The 16,009-nt window shown below is 64.1% G+C and carries 20 protein-coding genes; 9 read left to right on the top strand and 11 right to left on the bottom strand.

All coding sequences use genetic code 11. The features are described 5' to 3' along the window. Positions 1-107 precede the first annotated feature (107 nt). From Q0C64_RS03850 to coxB, 6 genes are all read right to left on the bottom strand, one after another. The gene (locus Q0C64_RS03850) at positions 108-1,013 is read right to left on the bottom strand and encodes a cytochrome c oxidase subunit 3 (RefSeq protein ID WP_294120950.1); all 906 of its coding nucleotides are present in this window, start codon (positions 1,011-1,013) and stop codon (positions 108-110) included. Between the two features lie 31 nt (positions 1,014-1,044). After that, a complete protein-coding gene (locus Q0C64_RS03845) occupies positions 1,045-1,590 on the bottom strand; it encodes a cytochrome c oxidase assembly protein (protein WP_294120949.1) in 546 nt (181 codons plus the stop codon). Continuing rightward, positions 1,587-1,718, bottom strand: a complete 132-nt coding sequence (locus tag Q0C64_RS03840) for a hypothetical protein (protein ID WP_294120948.1) — start codon at positions 1,716-1,718, stop codon at positions 1,587-1,589. The genes Q0C64_RS03845 and Q0C64_RS03840 overlap by 4 nt, the downstream gene beginning before the upstream one ends. Next, entirely contained in the window at positions 1,718-2,626 is a 909-nt protein-coding gene (locus tag Q0C64_RS03835) for a heme o synthase (RefSeq protein WP_294120947.1), read from the bottom strand. The genes Q0C64_RS03840 and Q0C64_RS03835 overlap by 1 nt, the downstream gene beginning before the upstream one ends. A 597-nt stretch (positions 2,627-3,223) precedes the next feature. Then, positions 3,224-4,903, bottom strand: coding sequence for a cytochrome c oxidase subunit I (gene ctaD / locus Q0C64_RS03830; protein ID WP_294120945.1), 1,680 nt, complete (start codon positions 4,901-4,903; stop codon positions 3,224-3,226). Positions 4,904-4,923: 20 nt separating this feature from the next. Continuing rightward, positions 4,924-6,009 carry a cytochrome c oxidase subunit II gene (gene coxB, locus Q0C64_RS03825; protein ID WP_366004239.1) on the bottom strand — a complete coding sequence of 362 codons (1,086 nt, stop codon included), beginning with the start codon at positions 6,007-6,009 and terminating at the stop codon, positions 4,924-4,926. A 155-nt stretch (positions 6,010-6,164) separates the two neighbouring features. On the opposite strand from coxB, the gene pyrE reads away from it, so the two are divergent. The 6 genes from pyrE (at position 6,165) to Q0C64_RS03795 (ending at position 10,216) form a co-directional block, all read left to right on the top strand. Next, a complete protein-coding gene (gene pyrE, locus Q0C64_RS03820) occupies positions 6,165-6,749 on the top strand; it encodes an orotate phosphoribosyltransferase (protein WP_294120943.1) in 585 nt (194 codons plus the stop codon). Next, complete coding sequence (locus Q0C64_RS03815) at positions 6,746-7,468, top strand: pyridoxine 5'-phosphate synthase (RefSeq protein WP_294120942.1); 723 nt, start codon at positions 6,746-6,748, stop codon at positions 7,466-7,468. The genes pyrE and Q0C64_RS03815 overlap by 4 nt, the downstream gene beginning before the upstream one ends. Continuing rightward, complete coding sequence (locus tag Q0C64_RS03810; RefSeq protein ID WP_294120940.1) at positions 7,465-7,788, top strand: hypothetical protein; 324 nt, start codon at positions 7,465-7,467, stop codon at positions 7,786-7,788. Before Q0C64_RS03815 ends, Q0C64_RS03810 begins: the two co-directional genes overlap by 4 nt. Then, positions 7,785-8,192 carry a holo-ACP synthase gene (acpS, locus tag Q0C64_RS03805; RefSeq protein WP_294120939.1) on the top strand — a complete coding sequence of 136 codons (408 nt, stop codon included), beginning with the start codon at positions 7,785-7,787 and terminating at the stop codon, positions 8,190-8,192. The genes Q0C64_RS03810 and acpS overlap by 4 nt, the downstream gene beginning before the upstream one ends. A gap of 81 nt (positions 8,193-8,273) precedes the next feature. After that, entirely contained in the window at positions 8,274-9,131 is an 858-nt protein-coding gene (gene lepB / locus Q0C64_RS03800; protein ID WP_294120951.1) for a signal peptidase I, read from the top strand. 5 nt (positions 9,132-9,136) lie between these two features. Continuing rightward, entirely contained in the window at positions 9,137-10,216 is a 1,080-nt protein-coding gene (locus Q0C64_RS03795) for an AI-2E family transporter (protein ID WP_294120938.1), read from the top strand. 3 nt (positions 10,217-10,219) lie between these two features. Here Q0C64_RS03795 and Q0C64_RS03790 read toward each other — a convergent pair whose 3' ends face one another. Together Q0C64_RS03790 and rpsU are read right to left on the bottom strand one after the other, a co-directional pair. Continuing rightward, complete coding sequence (locus tag Q0C64_RS03790) at positions 10,220-10,717, bottom strand: FKBP-type peptidyl-prolyl cis-trans isomerase (RefSeq protein ID WP_294120937.1); 498 nt, start codon at positions 10,715-10,717, stop codon at positions 10,220-10,222. 55 nt (positions 10,718-10,772) lie between these two features. Then, a complete protein-coding gene (rpsU, locus tag Q0C64_RS03785) occupies positions 10,773-10,982 on the bottom strand; it encodes a 30S ribosomal protein S21 (RefSeq protein ID WP_166091729.1) in 210 nt (69 codons plus the stop codon). 310 nt (positions 10,983-11,292) lie between these two features. On the opposite strand from rpsU, the gene Q0C64_RS03780 reads away from it, so the two are divergent. Further along, positions 11,293-11,571, top strand: coding sequence for a hypothetical protein (locus tag Q0C64_RS03780; RefSeq protein ID WP_294120933.1), 279 nt, complete (start codon positions 11,293-11,295; stop codon positions 11,569-11,571). Positions 11,572-11,736: 165 nt separating this feature from the next. On the opposite strand, the gene Q0C64_RS03775 is transcribed toward Q0C64_RS03780, so the two are convergent. After that, the gene (locus tag Q0C64_RS03775; RefSeq protein WP_294120931.1) at positions 11,737-12,300 is read right to left on the bottom strand and encodes an OsmC family protein; all 564 of its coding nucleotides are present in this window, start codon (positions 12,298-12,300) and stop codon (positions 11,737-11,739) included. A 36-nt stretch (positions 12,301-12,336) separates the two neighbouring features. Then, on the bottom strand, positions 12,337-12,513 hold the full coding sequence (locus tag Q0C64_RS03770) for a hypothetical protein (RefSeq protein WP_294120928.1): 177 nt from the start codon (positions 12,511-12,513) through the stop codon (positions 12,337-12,339). Positions 12,514-12,819: 306 nt separating this feature from the next. On the opposite strand from Q0C64_RS03770, the gene Q0C64_RS03765 reads away from it, so the two are divergent. Together Q0C64_RS03765 and Q0C64_RS03760 are read left to right on the top strand one after the other, a co-directional pair. Beyond that, positions 12,820-13,791 (top strand): AraC family transcriptional regulator, encoded by a 972-nt coding sequence (locus tag Q0C64_RS03765; protein WP_294120926.1) that lies wholly within the window; start codon positions 12,820-12,822, stop codon positions 13,789-13,791. Positions 13,792-13,932: 141 nt separating this feature from the next. Continuing rightward, positions 13,933-14,604 (top strand): murein L,D-transpeptidase catalytic domain family protein, encoded by a 672-nt coding sequence (locus Q0C64_RS03760; RefSeq protein WP_294120924.1) that lies wholly within the window; start codon positions 13,933-13,935, stop codon positions 14,602-14,604. Positions 14,605-14,663: 59 nt separating this feature from the next. On the opposite strand, the gene Q0C64_RS03755 is transcribed toward Q0C64_RS03760, so the two are convergent. Further along, positions 14,664-15,962 carry a L,D-transpeptidase family protein gene (locus Q0C64_RS03755; RefSeq protein WP_294120922.1) on the bottom strand — a complete coding sequence of 433 codons (1,299 nt, stop codon included), beginning with the start codon at positions 15,960-15,962 and terminating at the stop codon, positions 14,664-14,666. Positions 15,963-16,009: the final 47 nt, after the last annotated feature.

The raw sequence follows: 16,009 nt of genomic DNA, 5'->3' as shown, positions 1-16,009 counted from the left end.
AAATCCGGTCAATCCAGCGAACAAGGTCCTCGCTCCGCAGCGGGGACACAGCCCTTCAAAGCTCGCCGCCGCCAGCGACGGCGCGGCGCCGGTTGGCGCCTCGCTCATTATCCGCCGTGGTGAGGTGCGCCGGCGCCGCCCCAGACGTAGATCGACACGAACAGGAACAGCCACACGACGTCGACGAAGTGCCAGTACCAGGCCGCGGCTTCGAACCCGAAGTGATGCTGCGGCGTGAAGTCGCCCTTGTAGGCGCGGGCCAGGCAGACGATCAGGAAGATGGTGCCGATGATGACGTGGAAACCGTGGAAGCCGGTAGCCATGAAGAAGGTCGCGCCGAAGATGTTCGCCTTAAAGCCGAACGGCGCATGGATATATTCATAGGCCTGGATCGAGGTGAACAGCAGGCCGAGCAGGATGGTCAGCCACAGGCCCTTTTTGAGCCCGTCATTCTCGCCCACGCCGAGCGCGCCCCACAGCCCCTTCATCTCGCCGCCGCGATGACCATGGATCATGGCGTGATGCGCCCAGGTCACGGTGGTACCCGAACAGAGCAGGATGAAGGTGTTGAGGAGCGGGAAGCCGAACGGATCGAGCACTTCGAGGCCCTTCATCGGCCAGATGCCCGCCGTCGCCGGGTTGGTGATATGCTGGACCGCGCCGTCGACCCATTCGACCGGGGCCGGGAACAGGGCCGACGAGAAGAAAGCCCAGAACCAGGCAACGAAGAACATCACCTCCGAGGCGATGAACATGATCATGCCGTAGCGCAGGTGCAGCTGGACCACCGGGGTATGATCGCCGGCCTTGCCTTCGCGGATCACATTGGCCCACCAGTTGAACATGGTTGTGGCGATGCCGATGACCCCTAACAGAATGAGGAATTTGCCGTAGGGATTGTCGTGCATCCACATCACCATCCCGCCGAAGAAGGACAGCGCGGCGGTGGCACCGATGATCGGCCACTGGTCGGGCGGAAGGATGTGATAATCGTGGTTCTTGGTGCCAGCCATGAATCTCGTTTCCCTGTGATTGCTAGCCGCTCTAGCGAGCGGTTTCCGGATTATCCACCGGATAAAATGTGTAGCTCAAGGTGATCTCGTCGATCGGCCTGGTATCGGGGTCCTGGCGCAGCTTGGGATCGACGAAAAAGACCACCGGCATGCGCACGCTCTGGCCCGGTTTCAGCGTCTGTTCGGTGAAGCAGAAACATTCGATCTTGCTGAAATATTTGCCGGCGGATTCGGGCGTGACGTTGAAGATCGCCTGCCCCGTGGTCGAACGCGCGGTGTAGTTGGTCGCGTCATAATAGATCGTCGTGCGTGCGCCGGGATGGATGCGCACCGTCTCCTGCTCCGGCACGAATTTCCAAGGCAGGCGCGGGTCGATGTTGGCGTCGAACCGCACGCCGATCTCGCCGGTAACAGCGCCTGGCGCGGCGGCGGCCTTCATCGTCGTCCCGCCAAAGCCGGTGACCTGGCAGAAGACGCGGTAGAGCGGCACGGACGCGAAGGCGAGCGCCAGCATGGCGATGCCGAACAGGGCGGCGCGGAACCCGACGGTGCGGTTCTTCTGCGCGACGCTGTTCATCGATTGACCGTCATCTTGGCGATGGTGATGGCGAACATCAGCACGACAAACACGCCGAGCAATATGGCCATCAGGCGTGCCCGCTCCCGCTGCCGCTTACGGATTACCTCGTCGTCGTCCTGCGGCATCAGATCAGCCACCGGTCGATCACCAGCGCGGCGAACAACCCGAACAGGTAGAAGATGGAGAAAGCGAACAGCTTCTTTTCCGGACCCATCGCCTTGGGCTCGGTCGCCTTGTTGGCGAAGACGTTGAAGGCCAGCACCAGGAAGATGGCGCTGAGGATGGTCGAGGCGGTGCCATAGACCCATCCAGTCAGGCCCAGCGCCCAGGGCGCCACCGCGGCGGCGATCATCGGCAGCGTGTAGAGCAGGATCTGGCGGCGGGTGCTTTCGATGCCGGCGACAACCGGCAGCATCGGGATGCCGGCATTGGCGTAATCGGTCCGGACGAACAGCGACAGCGCCCAGAAGTGCGGCGGGGTCCACAGGAAGATGATCGCGAACAGCAGGATCGGCAGGGTCGTGACATCGCCGGTCACCGCCGCCCAGCCGATCAGCGGCGGGAAGGCCCCGGCGGCGCCGCCGATGACGATGTTCTGGGCGGTCCGCGGCTTCAGCCAGACGGTATAGACCAGCACATAGAAGAGGATCGAAAGGGCCAGCACCGCAGCGGCAAGGTGATTGGCGGCGAGGTCCATCAGGATCACCGAGAAGGCGGCGAGCCCGACCCCGAAATGGAGCGCGGTCTGGCGGCTCATCCGCCCGGCGGGAAGCGGCCGGCCGGCGGTCCGTTTCATCTTGGCGTCGAGGTCGGCCTCATACCATTGGTTGAGCGCCCCGGCCGCGCCCGCGCCGAGCGCGATGCACAGCACGGCGGTGAAGCCGAGTACCGGATGGACCGGCCCCGGCGCGGCGAGGAGGCCGCACAGGCCGGTGAACACCACCAGGCTCATCACGCGCGGCTTGGTCAGCGCGAGCAGGTCGCGCCAATCGGCCGGCAGCTGGGATTCGCGGGTCAGGGGGACGCTGGTCACGCGCGTGCCTATAGGGGGTCGGCCGAAGGGAGGAAAGGGGCCGCTGCCAAGGGTTTGGAGCAACCACGGTCGTGGCTAAAGGCGTTGGCCACCGAATGGCCGGAATGGGTCGAAAGCGGTCATGACCGAAATGGGTGGAAAACGGACGCTTGCAACCATAGTGTCCCCGAGTGGCCCACCGAGTTTTGGCATCGATCTCCTTGGCACTTACTGCCACCCCGACACATGCGCAGACTACTGATGAGCCCGATTTCGCACCACGTGTTGTTTCGGCCGGTTCGGCTTCTCAGATGGCGAAATCAGCGAAAGACGCCGTTAAATGCGGGTTTGAAGTTGTCACCGTTAGGCCCTGGCGTGATGGCGACATTCAGAGACCGCTCGTATCAAAGCCGATGGTTGTTATTGTACAGCCGCCGTCAAATGTCACCGACATGGACCTGGCCTACGATTGCTTTTACTCGAAGCATGGGGGCCTATTGATCCTCTAGTGTCATGACCGCAATGGGTCGAAAGTGGTCATTAGGGCGTGAGGGCTTCTTCCAAAGAAAAGCGCCCCGGCCGGGACCGGGGCGCTTTCATTTTTAGTCAGGCCGAATCCTAGTCAATTCTGGGAAGCGTCTCGAACTGGTGGTAGGGCGGCGGGCTCGACAGCGTCCATTCGAGCGTGGTCGCGCCTTCGCCCCAATAATTGTCGGGAGCCTTTTTGCCCCAGCCGAGCGACCAGATCATGTTGACGAAGAAGATCAGCATGCCGACCGCCATCACCATATAGCCGTAGGTCGAGACCTCGTTCCACTTCTCGAACGCCGGGGTGTAGTCCGGGATACGCCGCGGCATGCCGTCGAGGCCGAGGAAATGCTGCGGGAAGAAGATCAGGTTCACGCCGATGAACATGATGAAGAAGTGCAGCTTGCCGAGGAGCTCGTTGTACATCTTCCCGGTCATCTTGCCGAACCAGTAATACCAGCCGGCGAAGATGGCGAAGACCGCGCCGAGGCTCAGCACATAGTGGAAGTGCGCGACGACATAATAGGTGTCGTGCATGTAATTATCGACGCCGCCATTGGCGAGCACGACGCCGGTGACGCCGCCGACGGTGAACAGGAAGATGAAGCCGATCGCCCACAGCATCGGCGTCTCGAAGCTCAAGGAGCCGCCCCACATGGTGGCGATCCACGAGAAGATTTTCACGCCGGTCGGGACCGCGATGATCATCGTCGCGGCGGTGAAGTACATCTTGGTGTTCACGTCCATGCCGATGGTGAACATGTGGTGGGCCCAGACGACGAAGCCAACCACGCCGATCGCGACCATGGCATAGGCCATGCCGAGATAACCGAACACCGGCTTGCGGCTGAAGGTGGCGATGATCTGGCTGACCATGCCGAAGCCCGGCAGGATCATGATGTAGACCTCGGGGTGACCGAAGAACCAGAACAGATGCTGGTAGAGCACCGGATCGCCGCCGCCGCTGGCATCGAAGAAGGTCGTGCCGAAGTTGCGGTCCGTGAGCAGCATGGTGATCGCGCCGGCCAGCACCGGCAGCGCCAAGAGCAGCAGGAAGGCGGTAATCAGCACCGACCAGACGAACAGCGGCATTTTGTGCAGGGTCATGCCCGGCGCGCGCATGTTGAAGATGGTGGTGATGAAGTTGATCGCGCCGAGGATCGAGCTGGCGCCCGCCAGGTGCAGCGCGAAGATCGCCATGTCGACCGCCGGGCCGGCCGAGCCCGAAGTCGAGAGCGGGGCATAGACCGTCCAGCCGGTGCCGGCGCCAAGGCCGGTACCGCCACTGACAAAGGATGAGCCAAGCAGCAGGATGAACGCCGGGACGAGCAGCCAGAAGCTGATGTTGTTCATCCGCGGGAAGGCCATGTCGGGCGCGCCGATCATCAGCGGCACGAACCAGTTGCCGAACCCGCCGATCATCGCCGGCATGACCATGAAGAACACCATGATCAGGCCGTGGGCGGTGATGAGGACGTTCCAGTGGTGCAGCGCCTCGTCGAAGCTGGCACCGGCGCCGGCGCCGATCGGCCAGGCCTGGGTCAGCACCTGGATGCCGGGGTGCATCAGCTCGGCGCGCATGATGCCGGAGACCGCACCGCCGATGATGCCCGCGACGATCGCGAACAACAGGTAGAGCGTGCCGATATCCTTGTGGTTGGTCGACATGAACCAGCGGGCGAAGAAGCCCGGCTTATGGTCCGCGTCATGATGCGCGTGATGGTCGTCGTGAGCCTTCAGCGGAAGCGCGTTGGCGGGAATGGTGCTCATGGGTGTCTCGTTTCCGCGTCTTAGTTGGTGGCCGGCGCCGCGGCGTTGGCGGCAGGCGTTTCGGTTGCGGCGACTGCCGTATTGGTTTCCGCCGGAGCCGGGGCGGCAGCAGCAGCGGCCTTGGCGGCAGCAGCCGCGGCGGCGTCAGCCTTGGCCTTGGCCTCAATCGCGGCCCTGGGCTGGCCGCCCTTGCTGGCGAGCCAGGCGTTGAAGGTCGCTTCCGGCACCGCCTCGACCACGATCGGCATGAAGCCGTGGCGCGCGCCGCACAGTTCGCTGCACTGGCCGAAATAGACGCCCGGGCGGTCGACCTTGACCCAGGTCTCGTTGAGGCGGCCGGGGTTGGCGTCGATCTTGGTCCAGAAGGCGGGGACGGCGAAGGCGTGGATCACGTCGTTGGAGGTGACGATGAACTTCACCACCTTGCCGGCCGGGATCACCATCCGCTCGTCGGCGGCCAGCAAGGGCGGGCCGTCGGCGTCGGTGCGATAGCGATCGCCCGGCTTCACATCCTTCTGCTCCTTGAGCATGTTGGACACGATCTCGATCCCGCCATTGTCGGGATATTGGTAGGTCCAATACCATTGGTTGCCGATCACCTTGATCGTCACGTCGGCCGGTGGCGGGCTGTACTGCGCCTTGATCAGCCGGATCGAGGGAATGGCGATGGCCACCAGGATCAGCACCGGAACCAGCGTCCAGACGACTTCGATCGCGGTGTTGTGGGTGGTGCGCGACGGGGTCGGGTTGGCGCCGCGGCGATAACGGAAGATGGTGTAGAGCAGCAGGGCCAGGACGAAGGCGCTGATGATGACGCACAGCCACAGCAGCGGGCCGTTGTGGAACGCCTCGGCGCGTTCGCCGAGCGCGGTCACCTGGGTCTGGATGCCCTTGCTGCCGGGGACGGGCATGCCGACGTCGGGGGTCGGGGCGGCATAGTCGATCGACGGGGCCGGGACCACGGCATTGGCGGTGGCATCGGCCGGAGCCGCAGTCGTCGCGGCCGGTGCCGCGCTGGTAGTCGCTGCTGGCGCCTGGGCGCTTGCCGCTGCCGGTGTTAGCCCCATTGCCGCCAGGGCAACCGCCCATCCCAATAGTTTCATCATCACCCCGATTGATTGGGTTGCCAGGATTGGCCCGCCGATGGACGGCCGGGCCGGAATTGGCGGCCTTATAGGCGGGACATTCCAGTCCCTCAAGCGGCGGTTGCGAGGGACGCGCGGCGCGCCTATTTCGGGCCGCGAAGGCCAAGGAGAACAGCGTGACCGACGAGCAGATTTTGGCGGAATTCCGCGCCGCGGACGCGCTGCTGGAAGGCCATTTCATCCTCTCGTCGGGCCTCAGGAGCCCGCGCTACCTGCAATGCGCGCGGGTATTGATGGACCCAAGCCGGGCCGAACGGCTGGCGCGGGCGCTGGCCGACAAGCTGCCGGCGGACTTGCGCGAATCCATCGACGTGGTGGTCTCACCTGCGATGGGCGGCGTGATCATCGGCCATGAAATGGGCCGGGCGCTGGGCAGGCCGGCAATGTTCGTCGAGCGGCCCGAGGGCGTGTTCCACCTGCGTCGCGGCTTCGCGCTGAAGCCTGGGGCAAGGGTGCTGATGGTCGAGGATGTGGTCACCACCGGCCTGTCGTCGAAGGAAGCGATTGCGGCGATCGGCGACGCTGGCGGCAAGGTCGTCGCCGAGGCAGCGCTGGTCGACCGGTCGGGCGGCAATGCCGATTTGGGGGTGCCCTTCTTCCCCCTGATCCGGATCGATGTGCCGACATACGACGCCGATGATCTGCCCGAGGAACTGGCCAAGATTCCGGCGGTGAAGCCGGGGAGCCGCGTCGAAGCATGAGCCTGAGGCTGGGCGTCAACATCGACCATGTCGCGACCATCCGGAACGCGCGCGGTGGGCCGCATCCCGACCCGGTCCGCGCGGCGCATGAAGCGGCCCGGGCCGGCGCCGACGGGATCACAGCGCACCTCCGCGAAGACCGGCGCCACATTACCGACGCGGACATCGACCGGCTGATGGCCGAGATCGACCTGCCGCTGAACCTGGAGATGGCGGCGACCGGGGAAATGCTGGCGATCGCGCTGGCGCATCGGCCGCATGCCGCCTGCATCGTCCCCGAAAAACGCGAGGAACGGACCACCGAGGGCGGGCTCGATGCCGCGGGGCAATTCGCGGCGCTCCAGCCATTTGTGGCGCGGCTGACCGATGCGGGAATCCGCGTGTCGCTGTTCATCGAGCCGAGCGAGGAGCAGGTCGCGGCCGCCGTCCGGCTCGGCGCGCCGGTGGTCGAGTTCCACACCGGCCGCTACGCCCATGTCGATGGCGAGGACCGCGCCACCGAGCTGAGGCGGATCGCCGATGCCGCCGCGCTGGCGGCCAAGAACGGCATCGAACCGCATGCCGGCCATGGCCTGACCTTCGACAATGTCGTGCCGGTCGCGGCCATCCCGCAGCTGGCCGAACTCAACATCGGCCATTTCCTGGTCGGCGAGGCGATCTTCACCGGGCTGGAGGCCAGCGTCCGGCGGATGCGGGCATTGATGGACGAAGCGCGGTGAACTCGAGCAAAAGCCAGAAGCCGCTGCCTCCCCTTCTCAACGCTATTGCTGCGGTCGATTTTCTTGCTGTCGCTATGGCCGGAGGATTTGGGCTTTTCGTGTTGGCAGCGTTCATGCCGTACGGGCATCCAGTGCCGTCTGCAGCAGCAGTATACCTTCGCTTCACACTGCAATTCTTGGTTGTCCCCTTAGTCCTCACCGCATGTGCAGTGTTTGGGGGCCGCAAGCTTCACGCTCTCGGCAAAGGCCGGCTCGCAGCTTTGGCGCTATTTCTGCCCATTATTGGTTTGCCGTTTTTGCTGATGGCGATGGATTTATGATCGTCGGGATCGGCTCTGACCTGTGCAACATCGAGCGGATCCAGGGCTCGGTCGACCGCTTCGGCGAGCGATTCCTGAACCGCGTCTTCACCGACACCGAGCGGGCCAAGGCGGCGCGGCGTCCCCACACCATGGCCGGGACGCTGGCCAAGCGCTTCGCCGCCAAGGAGGCATTTTCCAAGGCGGTCGGGACCGGCTTCAAGCGCGGCGTCTATATGAAGGACATTGGCGTCATCAATGCGCCGTCCGGCGCCCCGACCCTGCACCTTACCGGCGGCGCCAAGGCGCGGCTTGACGCGCTGGTGCCGGAAGGCCACGCCATCGAGGTACATTTGACGTTGACCGACGACCATCCCTGGGCACAGGCGTTCGTCATTCTTTATGCCCGCAAGATGGAGCCCTGATTGTCCGAGCGTACCGAGCCCGCCACCGCCGAAATGGCGCCGGCTGAGCAGTCCGAAGTGGTGAAGGAAAGCCGCGGCCAGATGATCTGGCGCGAGGTGAAGGGCCTGTTCTGGGTGCTGCTGGCGGTGCTGGCGTTCCACAGCTTCATCGCCAAGCCATTCTACATTCCGTCCGAATCGATGATGCCGAACCTGCTGACCGGCGACCGGCTGGTGGTGACCAAATATCCCTACGGCTGGTCCTATGTATCGCCGACCATTCCCAATCCGGCGGCGATCCTCCGCAACCTGCTGCTCCGCCGGTCGGAGCCCTGGACCATCACCTTGCCGTTCACGAAGGGCCGCATCCTGGCCGGCCTGCCCGAGCGCGGCGATATCGTCATCGTCACACCGCCAGGCGGCAGCCAGGATTATATCAAACGAGTGATCGGCCTTCCCGGCGACACCATCGAGGTCCGCCAGGGCCGGGTCATCCTCAACGGCCAGCCGATCCCGGCCGTCGCGAGGCCGCCGGTGATGATCCCGGTCGACGCCAATTCGCCGTGCAGCTTCGGCCATTTTTACGAGGACCGCATCGTCCAGACCGGCGAGGGCGAGTTCTGCCGCCTGCCGATCGTCCACGAAACGCTGCCCAACGGCGTCAGCTACAACACGATCGACGATGTCAACGGGTCGGACGGCGACAGTTACGGGCCGATCAAGATCCCGGCCGACCGGCTGTTCCTGATGGGCGACAATCGCGACCATAGCGCCGACAGCCGCTTCAGCCTGATGGAGCAAGGTCTGGGCGGTCCGGTGCCGATCGAGAATATCGGCGGCCGCGCCGAGTTCATCACGTTCAGCCTGGACGGCACGACCAGGCTGACCAGCCCCTCGACCTGGTTCGAGGCGTTCCGCGAGGGCCGGGCGGGTACCTCGCTCAGGCCGAAGAAGGACTAAAGGCGATGGCCAAGGCCCCCAAACCGACTGCATCAGTCGAACGGCCAGGCCCCGCCGACATCTCCGACCTCACGATCATCCGCGAGGTGCGCAAGGCCGCGGTGTGGATCGGCATGGCGCTGCTTGCCGCTGGCCTCATCGTCCTGTCGCAGCCGATCCTGCTGATCATCGGCGGGATGGTTTTCGCGGTGATCCTCGACGGCGGCACGCGCCTGCTCGGCCGGGTGCTGCCGATCGGGCGCGGCTGGCGGCTGGCGATCGTCACCATCGCCGGTTTCGCCTTCGTCGGCTGGGTCTTCTATTTTGCGGGAAGTACGCTGGTCGGCCAGGCCAATGAGCTGCGCGACGTGGTCGCCGAGCAATGGCAGCGGCTGGTCGGCTATGCCGTGCAGATGGACCTGATGCCGGCCGGCGGCGCCGGCCTGCACAGTCTCGGCCAGGAAATATTGGGCGGCGTCGGCAAGCTGACCAGCGCGGTCGGCACGGCGATCGGTGCCGTCACCTCGATGCTGATGATCATCGTCATCGGCATCTTCGTCGCGATCGAGCCCAAGCTGTACGACACGGGCGTCGCCTGGATGCTGCCGGTCGGCAATCGTGCCCGCTTCCACGAGCTCAGCAACCGGGTCGGCTTCACGCTGCGCCGGCTGATGTTCGGGCGGATCGTCGGCATGGCGTTCGAAGGTGTATTCACCTGGCTCATGCTGTGGGCGGGTGGCGTGCCGGTGGCCGCGCTGCTCGGCCTGTTGACCGGCCTCTTGGCGTTCGTCCCCAACATCGGCGCGATCATTTCCGGGGTGCTGATGGTCGCGGTCGGTTTTTCGGCGGGCCAGGGCGAGGGCCTGTGGGCGATCTTCGTCTATTTCCTGGTACAGAATGTCGACGGCTATCTGGTGGTGCCCTATATCGCCCGTCGCACGGTCGACCTGGCGCCGGCGCTGGTGCTGGCCGCGCAGCTGCTTTTCGGGGCTTTGTTCGGGGTGCTCGGCCTGCTGCTGGCCGACCCGATCGTCGCCACCATCAAGGTGGCGCTGGAGAAATTCAGCGAGGGAAACAGGCCGCGAACCGCGGCGGACAGCGGCTAGCGCCTACGGCTGCTGCGGCGGTGGTTGCTGCTGTTGTTGCTGGGCGGCGCCCATCTGCAGCGCGGCGTTGGGCACGACCTGCACGACATGGATGTCAAAGGTGAGGTCACCGCGCGGAGCACCCGGCGTTGGGTCCTTGTCATAGGCAAGGCGTCCCGGAACCAGAATCTTGTAGCGACCGCCCTCCTGCATCTGAGTAACAGCCTGCTTCATACCGGGCACGAGCTGCGATACCATGAAGGCCGCTGGGTCCTGGCCCTCAGTGGAGCCAAACACCTGACCGTCTGCGGTCCGCCCGGTAAATTCGATCAAGACCGCATCCTGCTCGGTGATCAGCGGCCCCTTGCCGGCGGCGACGGTTTCGATCGTGACGCTGCGGAACTGGCCGGCGCCCATGTAAGCGACGCCATAGGCCAGCGCGATCAGCGCGGCGATCGCCAGCCACAGCATGACGAGCGTGCCCTTGGCGACGGGACGGAGCGGAACCTGGGTAACCGACATGTCAGCCCTCGCGATGCGGCCAGGGAAAGAAAGGAAAGCGAAGCGTCAGGCGGGCTTAGCGCGCCGTGCCTTCGCGCTCCATCCGCTTGCGCTCGAGCTTGCGCGCCCGGCGGATCGCGGCGGCCCGTTCACGAGCGCGCTTTTCCGACGGCTTTTCGTAGTGACGGCGCAGCTTCATCTCGCGGTAGACGCCCTCACGCTGCAGCTTCTTCTTGAGCGCCCGCAGCGCCTGGTCGACATTATTGTCGCGAACGATGATTTGCATAAAAGCCGTACAACTCCCTTCAAAAATTGCCCGAAAGCGACCGGGCGAACCCGGCGCCAAAGCCGAATCGCCGGCTTAGTCTTCGCTGGGCAATAAACATGGTTCGCAAGCGCCCATGGGGCGTGCGGAGGCGGCCCCTTAGCAGCGACGCCCGTTCGTGACAAGGCACAGGCGGGATTCGGTGGAGTCCCGGTTTGAAAATGCGAAATGGCCGTTTTCTACCCATTGCGGCCATTAGGAAGCCAGTGCAACGATGCCACCATAACGTGCTGCGGCTGCCAAGTGTATGACGGGAGGGAAGGTATTTTCTATGGCGAATGGCCTCAAGGACGTGGTCTTGAATTATCCCGGCACCCACTCTGTCGGAGACACGCGTAAAGTTGTTGCCGCATTCAAGGCTATTAACCCGGCAATCTATGATGAGTGGGAAGACATAGAACTTCACGCCGGAAAACGTGGAGAAGACCCGTTAACGGAGGTTTCCGCGCAAGTATTAAGATTTCTGATGGAGGAATGCACCGTCTCCAACAATATGGCTGCAATTTCTATGTTTGGCGACATGAGAAGGATAGTCGGCCAGCGGCAGTGAAGGGAAAAATTGGACAAGTTGCTAGCGTCGTTTGGTAGTTGGTCGATGCCTCGGCACTTGCTCGCAGCCGCCCGCCCTCTATGTCCGCTTTCACCCATATCGGCCATAAGAAAGCGGGCGCCCGAACCGGACGCCCGCTCCTTAACCAACTGGCCGGTCGGCCAATTAGCTGATCGTCAGCTTGCCGTTCATCGTGATCGGGCGGCTGAGGTTGAAGTAGTTGGGCGAGGTCTTCATCACCGTCTGGTGGATCGCCTCATAATCCTCGGCCGTGCCGTCACCCTTGATCCGAACCTCATAATCGATCGATTCATAGCCGGGGATGACGTCTTCGCTGAGCCCGAGGAAGCCGCGCAGGTCGAGCTTGCCCCTGGTCAGGATTTCGACCGATTCCAGGTTGACGCCGCGCAGCGAGGCGCCGGCGACATAGCCGACCATCATGCAGGCGTTGAGCGCGCTCATCAGCAGTTCCTGCGGATTGGGAGCGCCATCCGCGCCGAGCAGCTGGCACGGCTCGTCGGCGATCACCTTGTGGCTGCGCTGGATGCGCTCGCCGCCAATGGTGAAGCCGGTGACGGTCGATTCGCTGCGGGTCTGCCCGGCCCAGCGGGTGGCGACGTCGAATTCGACAATCGCCTCGCCGGGATCCTTGCCGATCGCTTCGACCACTTCGCCGAGCGCATTGAGGTCGAGGCCGTTCACCGGCGCATTCTTGACAGTGTCCAACATGATTTTCTCCTTTGATTTCTGGGTAGGTGTGGGTGGTTAGCGGAACCGCGGGTCGGCGCTGGTGGCGCGCGCCCAACGGCTCTGCAGCTGGCATCCGATCACGATTTCCACGGGATCGAGATGGTGGGTAGCCCGGGCGGCAAACTCGCGGTCCTGGCTGTGGATTTCCCACGGCCGGACCGGAGCCTCCCGGTACTGGTGATCGTACGGCATCGATTTGCCCTTCAGCCCAATAGATCAGGCAAAAGCGGGCAGGATCGCCGCGGCGATCGACGAAAAACTGGCGATGACGGTGAAAAACACCGCCGCGATCTTTCGCTGTTCGATAATCAGTTCGAGTGTCATCTGCGTAACCCCTATGTTTCTTGGCCGCGAGCATTTGCCGTTGGAAACGAAGATCGCTTCCCATTCCGGATTTGCTCGGCGGGATTGGTGATGGTTATTTAGATCGGGTGCCGGTTTGCCAAAATGATTGGGTTACCGGATAAATTGACCGAAACGCCGAATTGGGAGCCGAACGTGGACGTTCTCGACGAGATATTGGCATCGCTGCGGCTGACCGGCGGCGTCGTCATCGACGGCGGCTTTTCGGGGGAGTTTTGCGTCCACGCCGAGTTCACGCCCGAGCATTGCGCGCCGTTTTTCCCGCTGCCGGACACGCTGATCAGCTATCACTACGTCCGGTCGGGACGGCTGCTGATCCAGATCGACGACCAGCCGGCGGTGACGCTGGAGGCGGGGAGCATCGCCATCCTGCCGCGCAACGACCCGCATATGCTGTGCAGCCAAAGCGGACTTCCGCCGGCCGAGGTCGACGAGATCGGCTGGGTCACCGACGAAGGCGTGCATCATGTGGCGGCGGGGACCAAGGGCCAGCGGGCCGAGGTCTGGTGCGGCTTCCTCGGCACGGCCAAATCGAGCAGCCATCCGATCCTCGACGCGCTGCCGGCGCTGCTGACCCTTAACGTGTCGCATGGCCAGGCGCAGTGGCTCGACAGCTCGATGCGGTTCGTCGCGGAGCAGAACCCGCCGTCCGAAACCGTTGCCCGCCTGTCAGAGCTGCTGCTGTCCCAGGCGATCCGTGAATATGTCGAACGACTTCCGGCCGAGGAGCAAGGCTGGCTGCGGGGCCTGGCCGATCCGGCCATTTCCAAGGCCCTGTCGATCATCCACCAGCGCTATGCCGAGGATCTCGACGTCGAGGGCATCGCGCGCGAGGTCGGCATGTCGCGGTCGGTGCTGGGCGAGCGCTTCACCGAGCTGCTGGGCGAGCCGCCGATGCGCTATTGCGCCAAGTGGCGGATGACGATGGCGGCCAACATGCTGAGGGACGGCAAGCAGAACAGCGCCAACATCGCCTATGCGGTGGGCTTCAACAGCGAGGCCGCGTTCAACCGCGCCTTCAAACGCGAATATGGCGAGCCGCCGGCGACCTGGCGCCGCAAGATCGAGCTCGAAAGCCAGGGGGTGGAAGAAGTCACAGCCGCCTAAGACGGTTTGCGCCAATGTTCCCTGTCGCACGACGAACCGTTCGTCCCGCGGGATGGAAGCCGCCAAAACGCCAAAAGGGTTATCGGCCATTAACCCTTTGATCCGTATAAGCATCGGATGAGTAGAGCGGGTGGCAGTTCGTTGAATCGTCGGGAAATGTTGCGGCTGGGAGCAGCCGGCGCGGGTGGCCTGTTGCTGTCCAGCGCGGCCAGTTCGCAGGGCCTTGGGCCCTCCATCCTGACCCAGCCGATGGTTCCGATCGCCCCCGTGACGCGCGTTCCCGCCGCGCCGGTGACGCCTTTGGCCATCGATTCTTCCCTGTTCGAGCGGGCCAAGGCGTCGCTCGATGCGCACCGCATTGCGGCCCGCGATTCGATCGGCATCGTCGATTTCTCAATGGCCTCGCGCGACCCGCGCTTCCACCTGGTCGACCTGGCCGGCGGGACGGTCGAAAGCTTCCGCGTCGCCCACGGCCGCGGCTCAGACCCCGACCACAGCGGTTTCGTCGAGCGGTTTTCGAACCAGCCCGGTTCGGAAGCGACCTCCAACGGGACCTACACCACCGGCGACTATTATCACGGAAAGTACGGCCTCTCGATGAAGGTCGACGGCCTCGACTGGACCAACAGCAATGCCGCGTCGCGCGCGATCGTCATCCACAATGCCTGGTATGCCGAGCCGGAGATGATCGACGTCCACGGCAAGCTCGGCCGCTCGGAAGGCTGCTTCGCCTTCAGCCGCGCCGACCAGTGGAGAGTGATGAGCAAGCTGGCGGGCGGGCGGATGATCTTCGCTGAAAAGCTAATCGCCTGAATTAGTTCACATGTCGAAGCAAATGGGCGGTTCCGCTGGAGCCGCCCTTTTCGTTATGGCTAGGACTTGGTAGCGATTTTCTCGGCCGGCTTCTTGTCCGGCGCCTCGCCCTTGGTGTCGAGCAGCGCCTCGATGACCTTGCCGTCGCGCTTGTACATGTCGGTATAATTGACGATCGTGCCGTCGACGTTCGCGGCGACGCTGAAATAGACGATGTAGACCGGCAGCGGCTTCACGAAATTGGCCTGTTTCGTTTTCTTCGAGGCCAGCGTTTCCGCGATCTTGTCCGGGGTCCATTCGCCTTCGTCGTCGCCGAGCAGCATGGTCGCCAGATCGAGCACATTCTTGGTCCGGATGCAGCCATGGCTGGCGGCGCGCACCTCGCTGTTGAACCGGCTCTTGGCGTTGGTGTCGTGCAGATAGATATTCTGTTCGTTGTACATCACGAACTTCAATTGCCCGAGCGCGTTGGTCGGCCCCGGCGGCTGGCGCCAGCGCTGGATCTTGCCGTCCTTGCCCTTGACCGAGACGAAGCCGGGCTTGCCCGCGACTTCCTTGGAAATGCTCGGTGGCACTTCCCACCAGGGGTTGAGGATCACGCCGACCGCGGTGGCGTTGAGCTGGGGCGTCGGCGTCTTGATCGCGCCGGCGACCGCCCTGGTCTTGAAGCGGGTCACGCCATTTTCGACCAAGGTCGCATAATAGCTCGGCACGTTGACGATGATGTAGCGGTTGCCGAGCTCGCGCGGCAGCCAGCGCCAGCGATCCATGTTGAGGCGGATGCGGTTGATCGTCTGCGTGTCCGTCACGGGCGTAACCGACAGCGCCGTGCGCAGCGCGCCATATTGCGGATGGGTCGGCAGCAGCGTGTTGAGCACTTCCGGAATGCGGTTGGTGACCAGCGCCGCCTCCAGCATCTCGCGTTGGCGGGCGTCGTCGAGGTCCTTGTCGACCACGTGCCAGTCGATCCGCGCGTCGCCGCGGACATGGCCGAGCGCGAGGTCGGACGACAGCCTGTTGAAGCGATCGGTCGCGGCCTGGGCAAGTAGTTGCGGATCGTTCGACTGCATCGCGGCGATGAGGCCGGCCGGATCATAATCGGCCGGCGTCAGGCCTTCCTTGCCGATATTGTTGATGTAGCCGACCAGCGAACTCGCCTGCTGCAGGGTCCAGACCGGGGGCGGCGGCGGCGGAGCCGGTGGAACCAGCTCGGGCTGCGCCTGGGCCGGCTGGGCCGTCCCCTCGGGCAACGGACCGATCGGATCGGCGGGCTTCGGCTGGGCAACTGGCTTGGGAGCCGGCGCGGCCGGAGCAGCTGCCGGCTGGGCTGATGCCACCGCCAGCGGCACAACAGCCATGGCCGTAAACGTCGCCAAACGGTTCCAACGCGCCTTCGTCACAGTCC

The organism is Sphingomonas sp. (genome assembly GCF_023266535.1).
Classification (GTDB): Bacteria; Pseudomonadota; Alphaproteobacteria; order Sphingomonadales; family Sphingomonadaceae; genus Sphingomicrobium.
Note: the sequence above shows the minus strand (reverse complement) of the source record. Positions and strands in the feature narration are given on the sequence as shown.

Excerpts from the sequence above, each read along its gene's own strand:
- Q0C64_RS03850 (WP_294120950.1), bottom strand. The coding sequence starts at position 1,013 with ATGGCTGGCACCAAGAACCACGATTATCACATCCTTCCGCCCGACCAG.
- Q0C64_RS03845 (WP_294120949.1), bottom strand. The coding sequence starts at position 1,590 with ATGAACAGCGTCGCGCAGAAGAACCGCACCGTCGGGTTCCGCGCCGCC.
- Q0C64_RS03840 (WP_294120948.1), bottom strand. The coding sequence starts at position 1,718 with ATGCCGCAGGACGACGACGAGGTAATCCGTAAGCGGCAGCGGGAGCGG.
- ctaD (WP_294120945.1), bottom strand. The coding sequence starts at position 4,903 with ATGAGCACCATTCCCGCCAACGCGCTTCCGCTGAAGGCTCACGACGAC.
- coxB (WP_366004239.1), bottom strand. The coding sequence starts at position 6,009 with ATGATGAAACTATTGGGATGGGCGGTTGCCCTGGCGGCAATGGGGCTA.
- Q0C64_RS03815 (WP_294120942.1), top strand. The coding sequence starts at position 6,746 with ATGAGCCTGAGGCTGGGCGTCAACATCGACCATGTCGCGACCATCCGG.
- acpS (WP_294120939.1), top strand. The coding sequence starts at position 7,785 with ATGATCGTCGGGATCGGCTCTGACCTGTGCAACATCGAGCGGATCCAG.
- lepB (WP_294120951.1), top strand. The coding sequence starts at position 8,274 with ATGATCTGGCGCGAGGTGAAGGGCCTGTTCTGGGTGCTGCTGGCGGTG.
- Q0C64_RS03795 (WP_294120938.1), top strand. The coding sequence starts at position 9,137 with ATGGCCAAGGCCCCCAAACCGACTGCATCAGTCGAACGGCCAGGCCCC.
- Q0C64_RS03790 (WP_294120937.1), bottom strand. The coding sequence starts at position 10,717 with ATGTCGGTTACCCAGGTTCCGCTCCGTCCCGTCGCCAAGGGCACGCTC.
- rpsU (WP_166091729.1), bottom strand. The coding sequence starts at position 10,982 with ATGCAAATCATCGTTCGCGACAATAATGTCGACCAGGCGCTGCGGGCG.
- Q0C64_RS03780 (WP_294120933.1), top strand. The coding sequence starts at position 11,293 with ATGGCGAATGGCCTCAAGGACGTGGTCTTGAATTATCCCGGCACCCAC.
- Q0C64_RS03775 (WP_294120931.1), bottom strand. The coding sequence starts at position 12,300 with ATGTTGGACACTGTCAAGAATGCGCCGGTGAACGGCCTCGACCTCAAT.
- Q0C64_RS03770 (WP_294120928.1), bottom strand. The coding sequence starts at position 12,513 with ATGCCGTACGATCACCAGTACCGGGAGGCTCCGGTCCGGCCGTGGGAA.
- Q0C64_RS03755 (WP_294120922.1), bottom strand. The coding sequence starts at position 15,962 with ATGGCTGTTGTGCCGCTGGCGGTGGCATCAGCCCAGCCGGCAGCTGCT.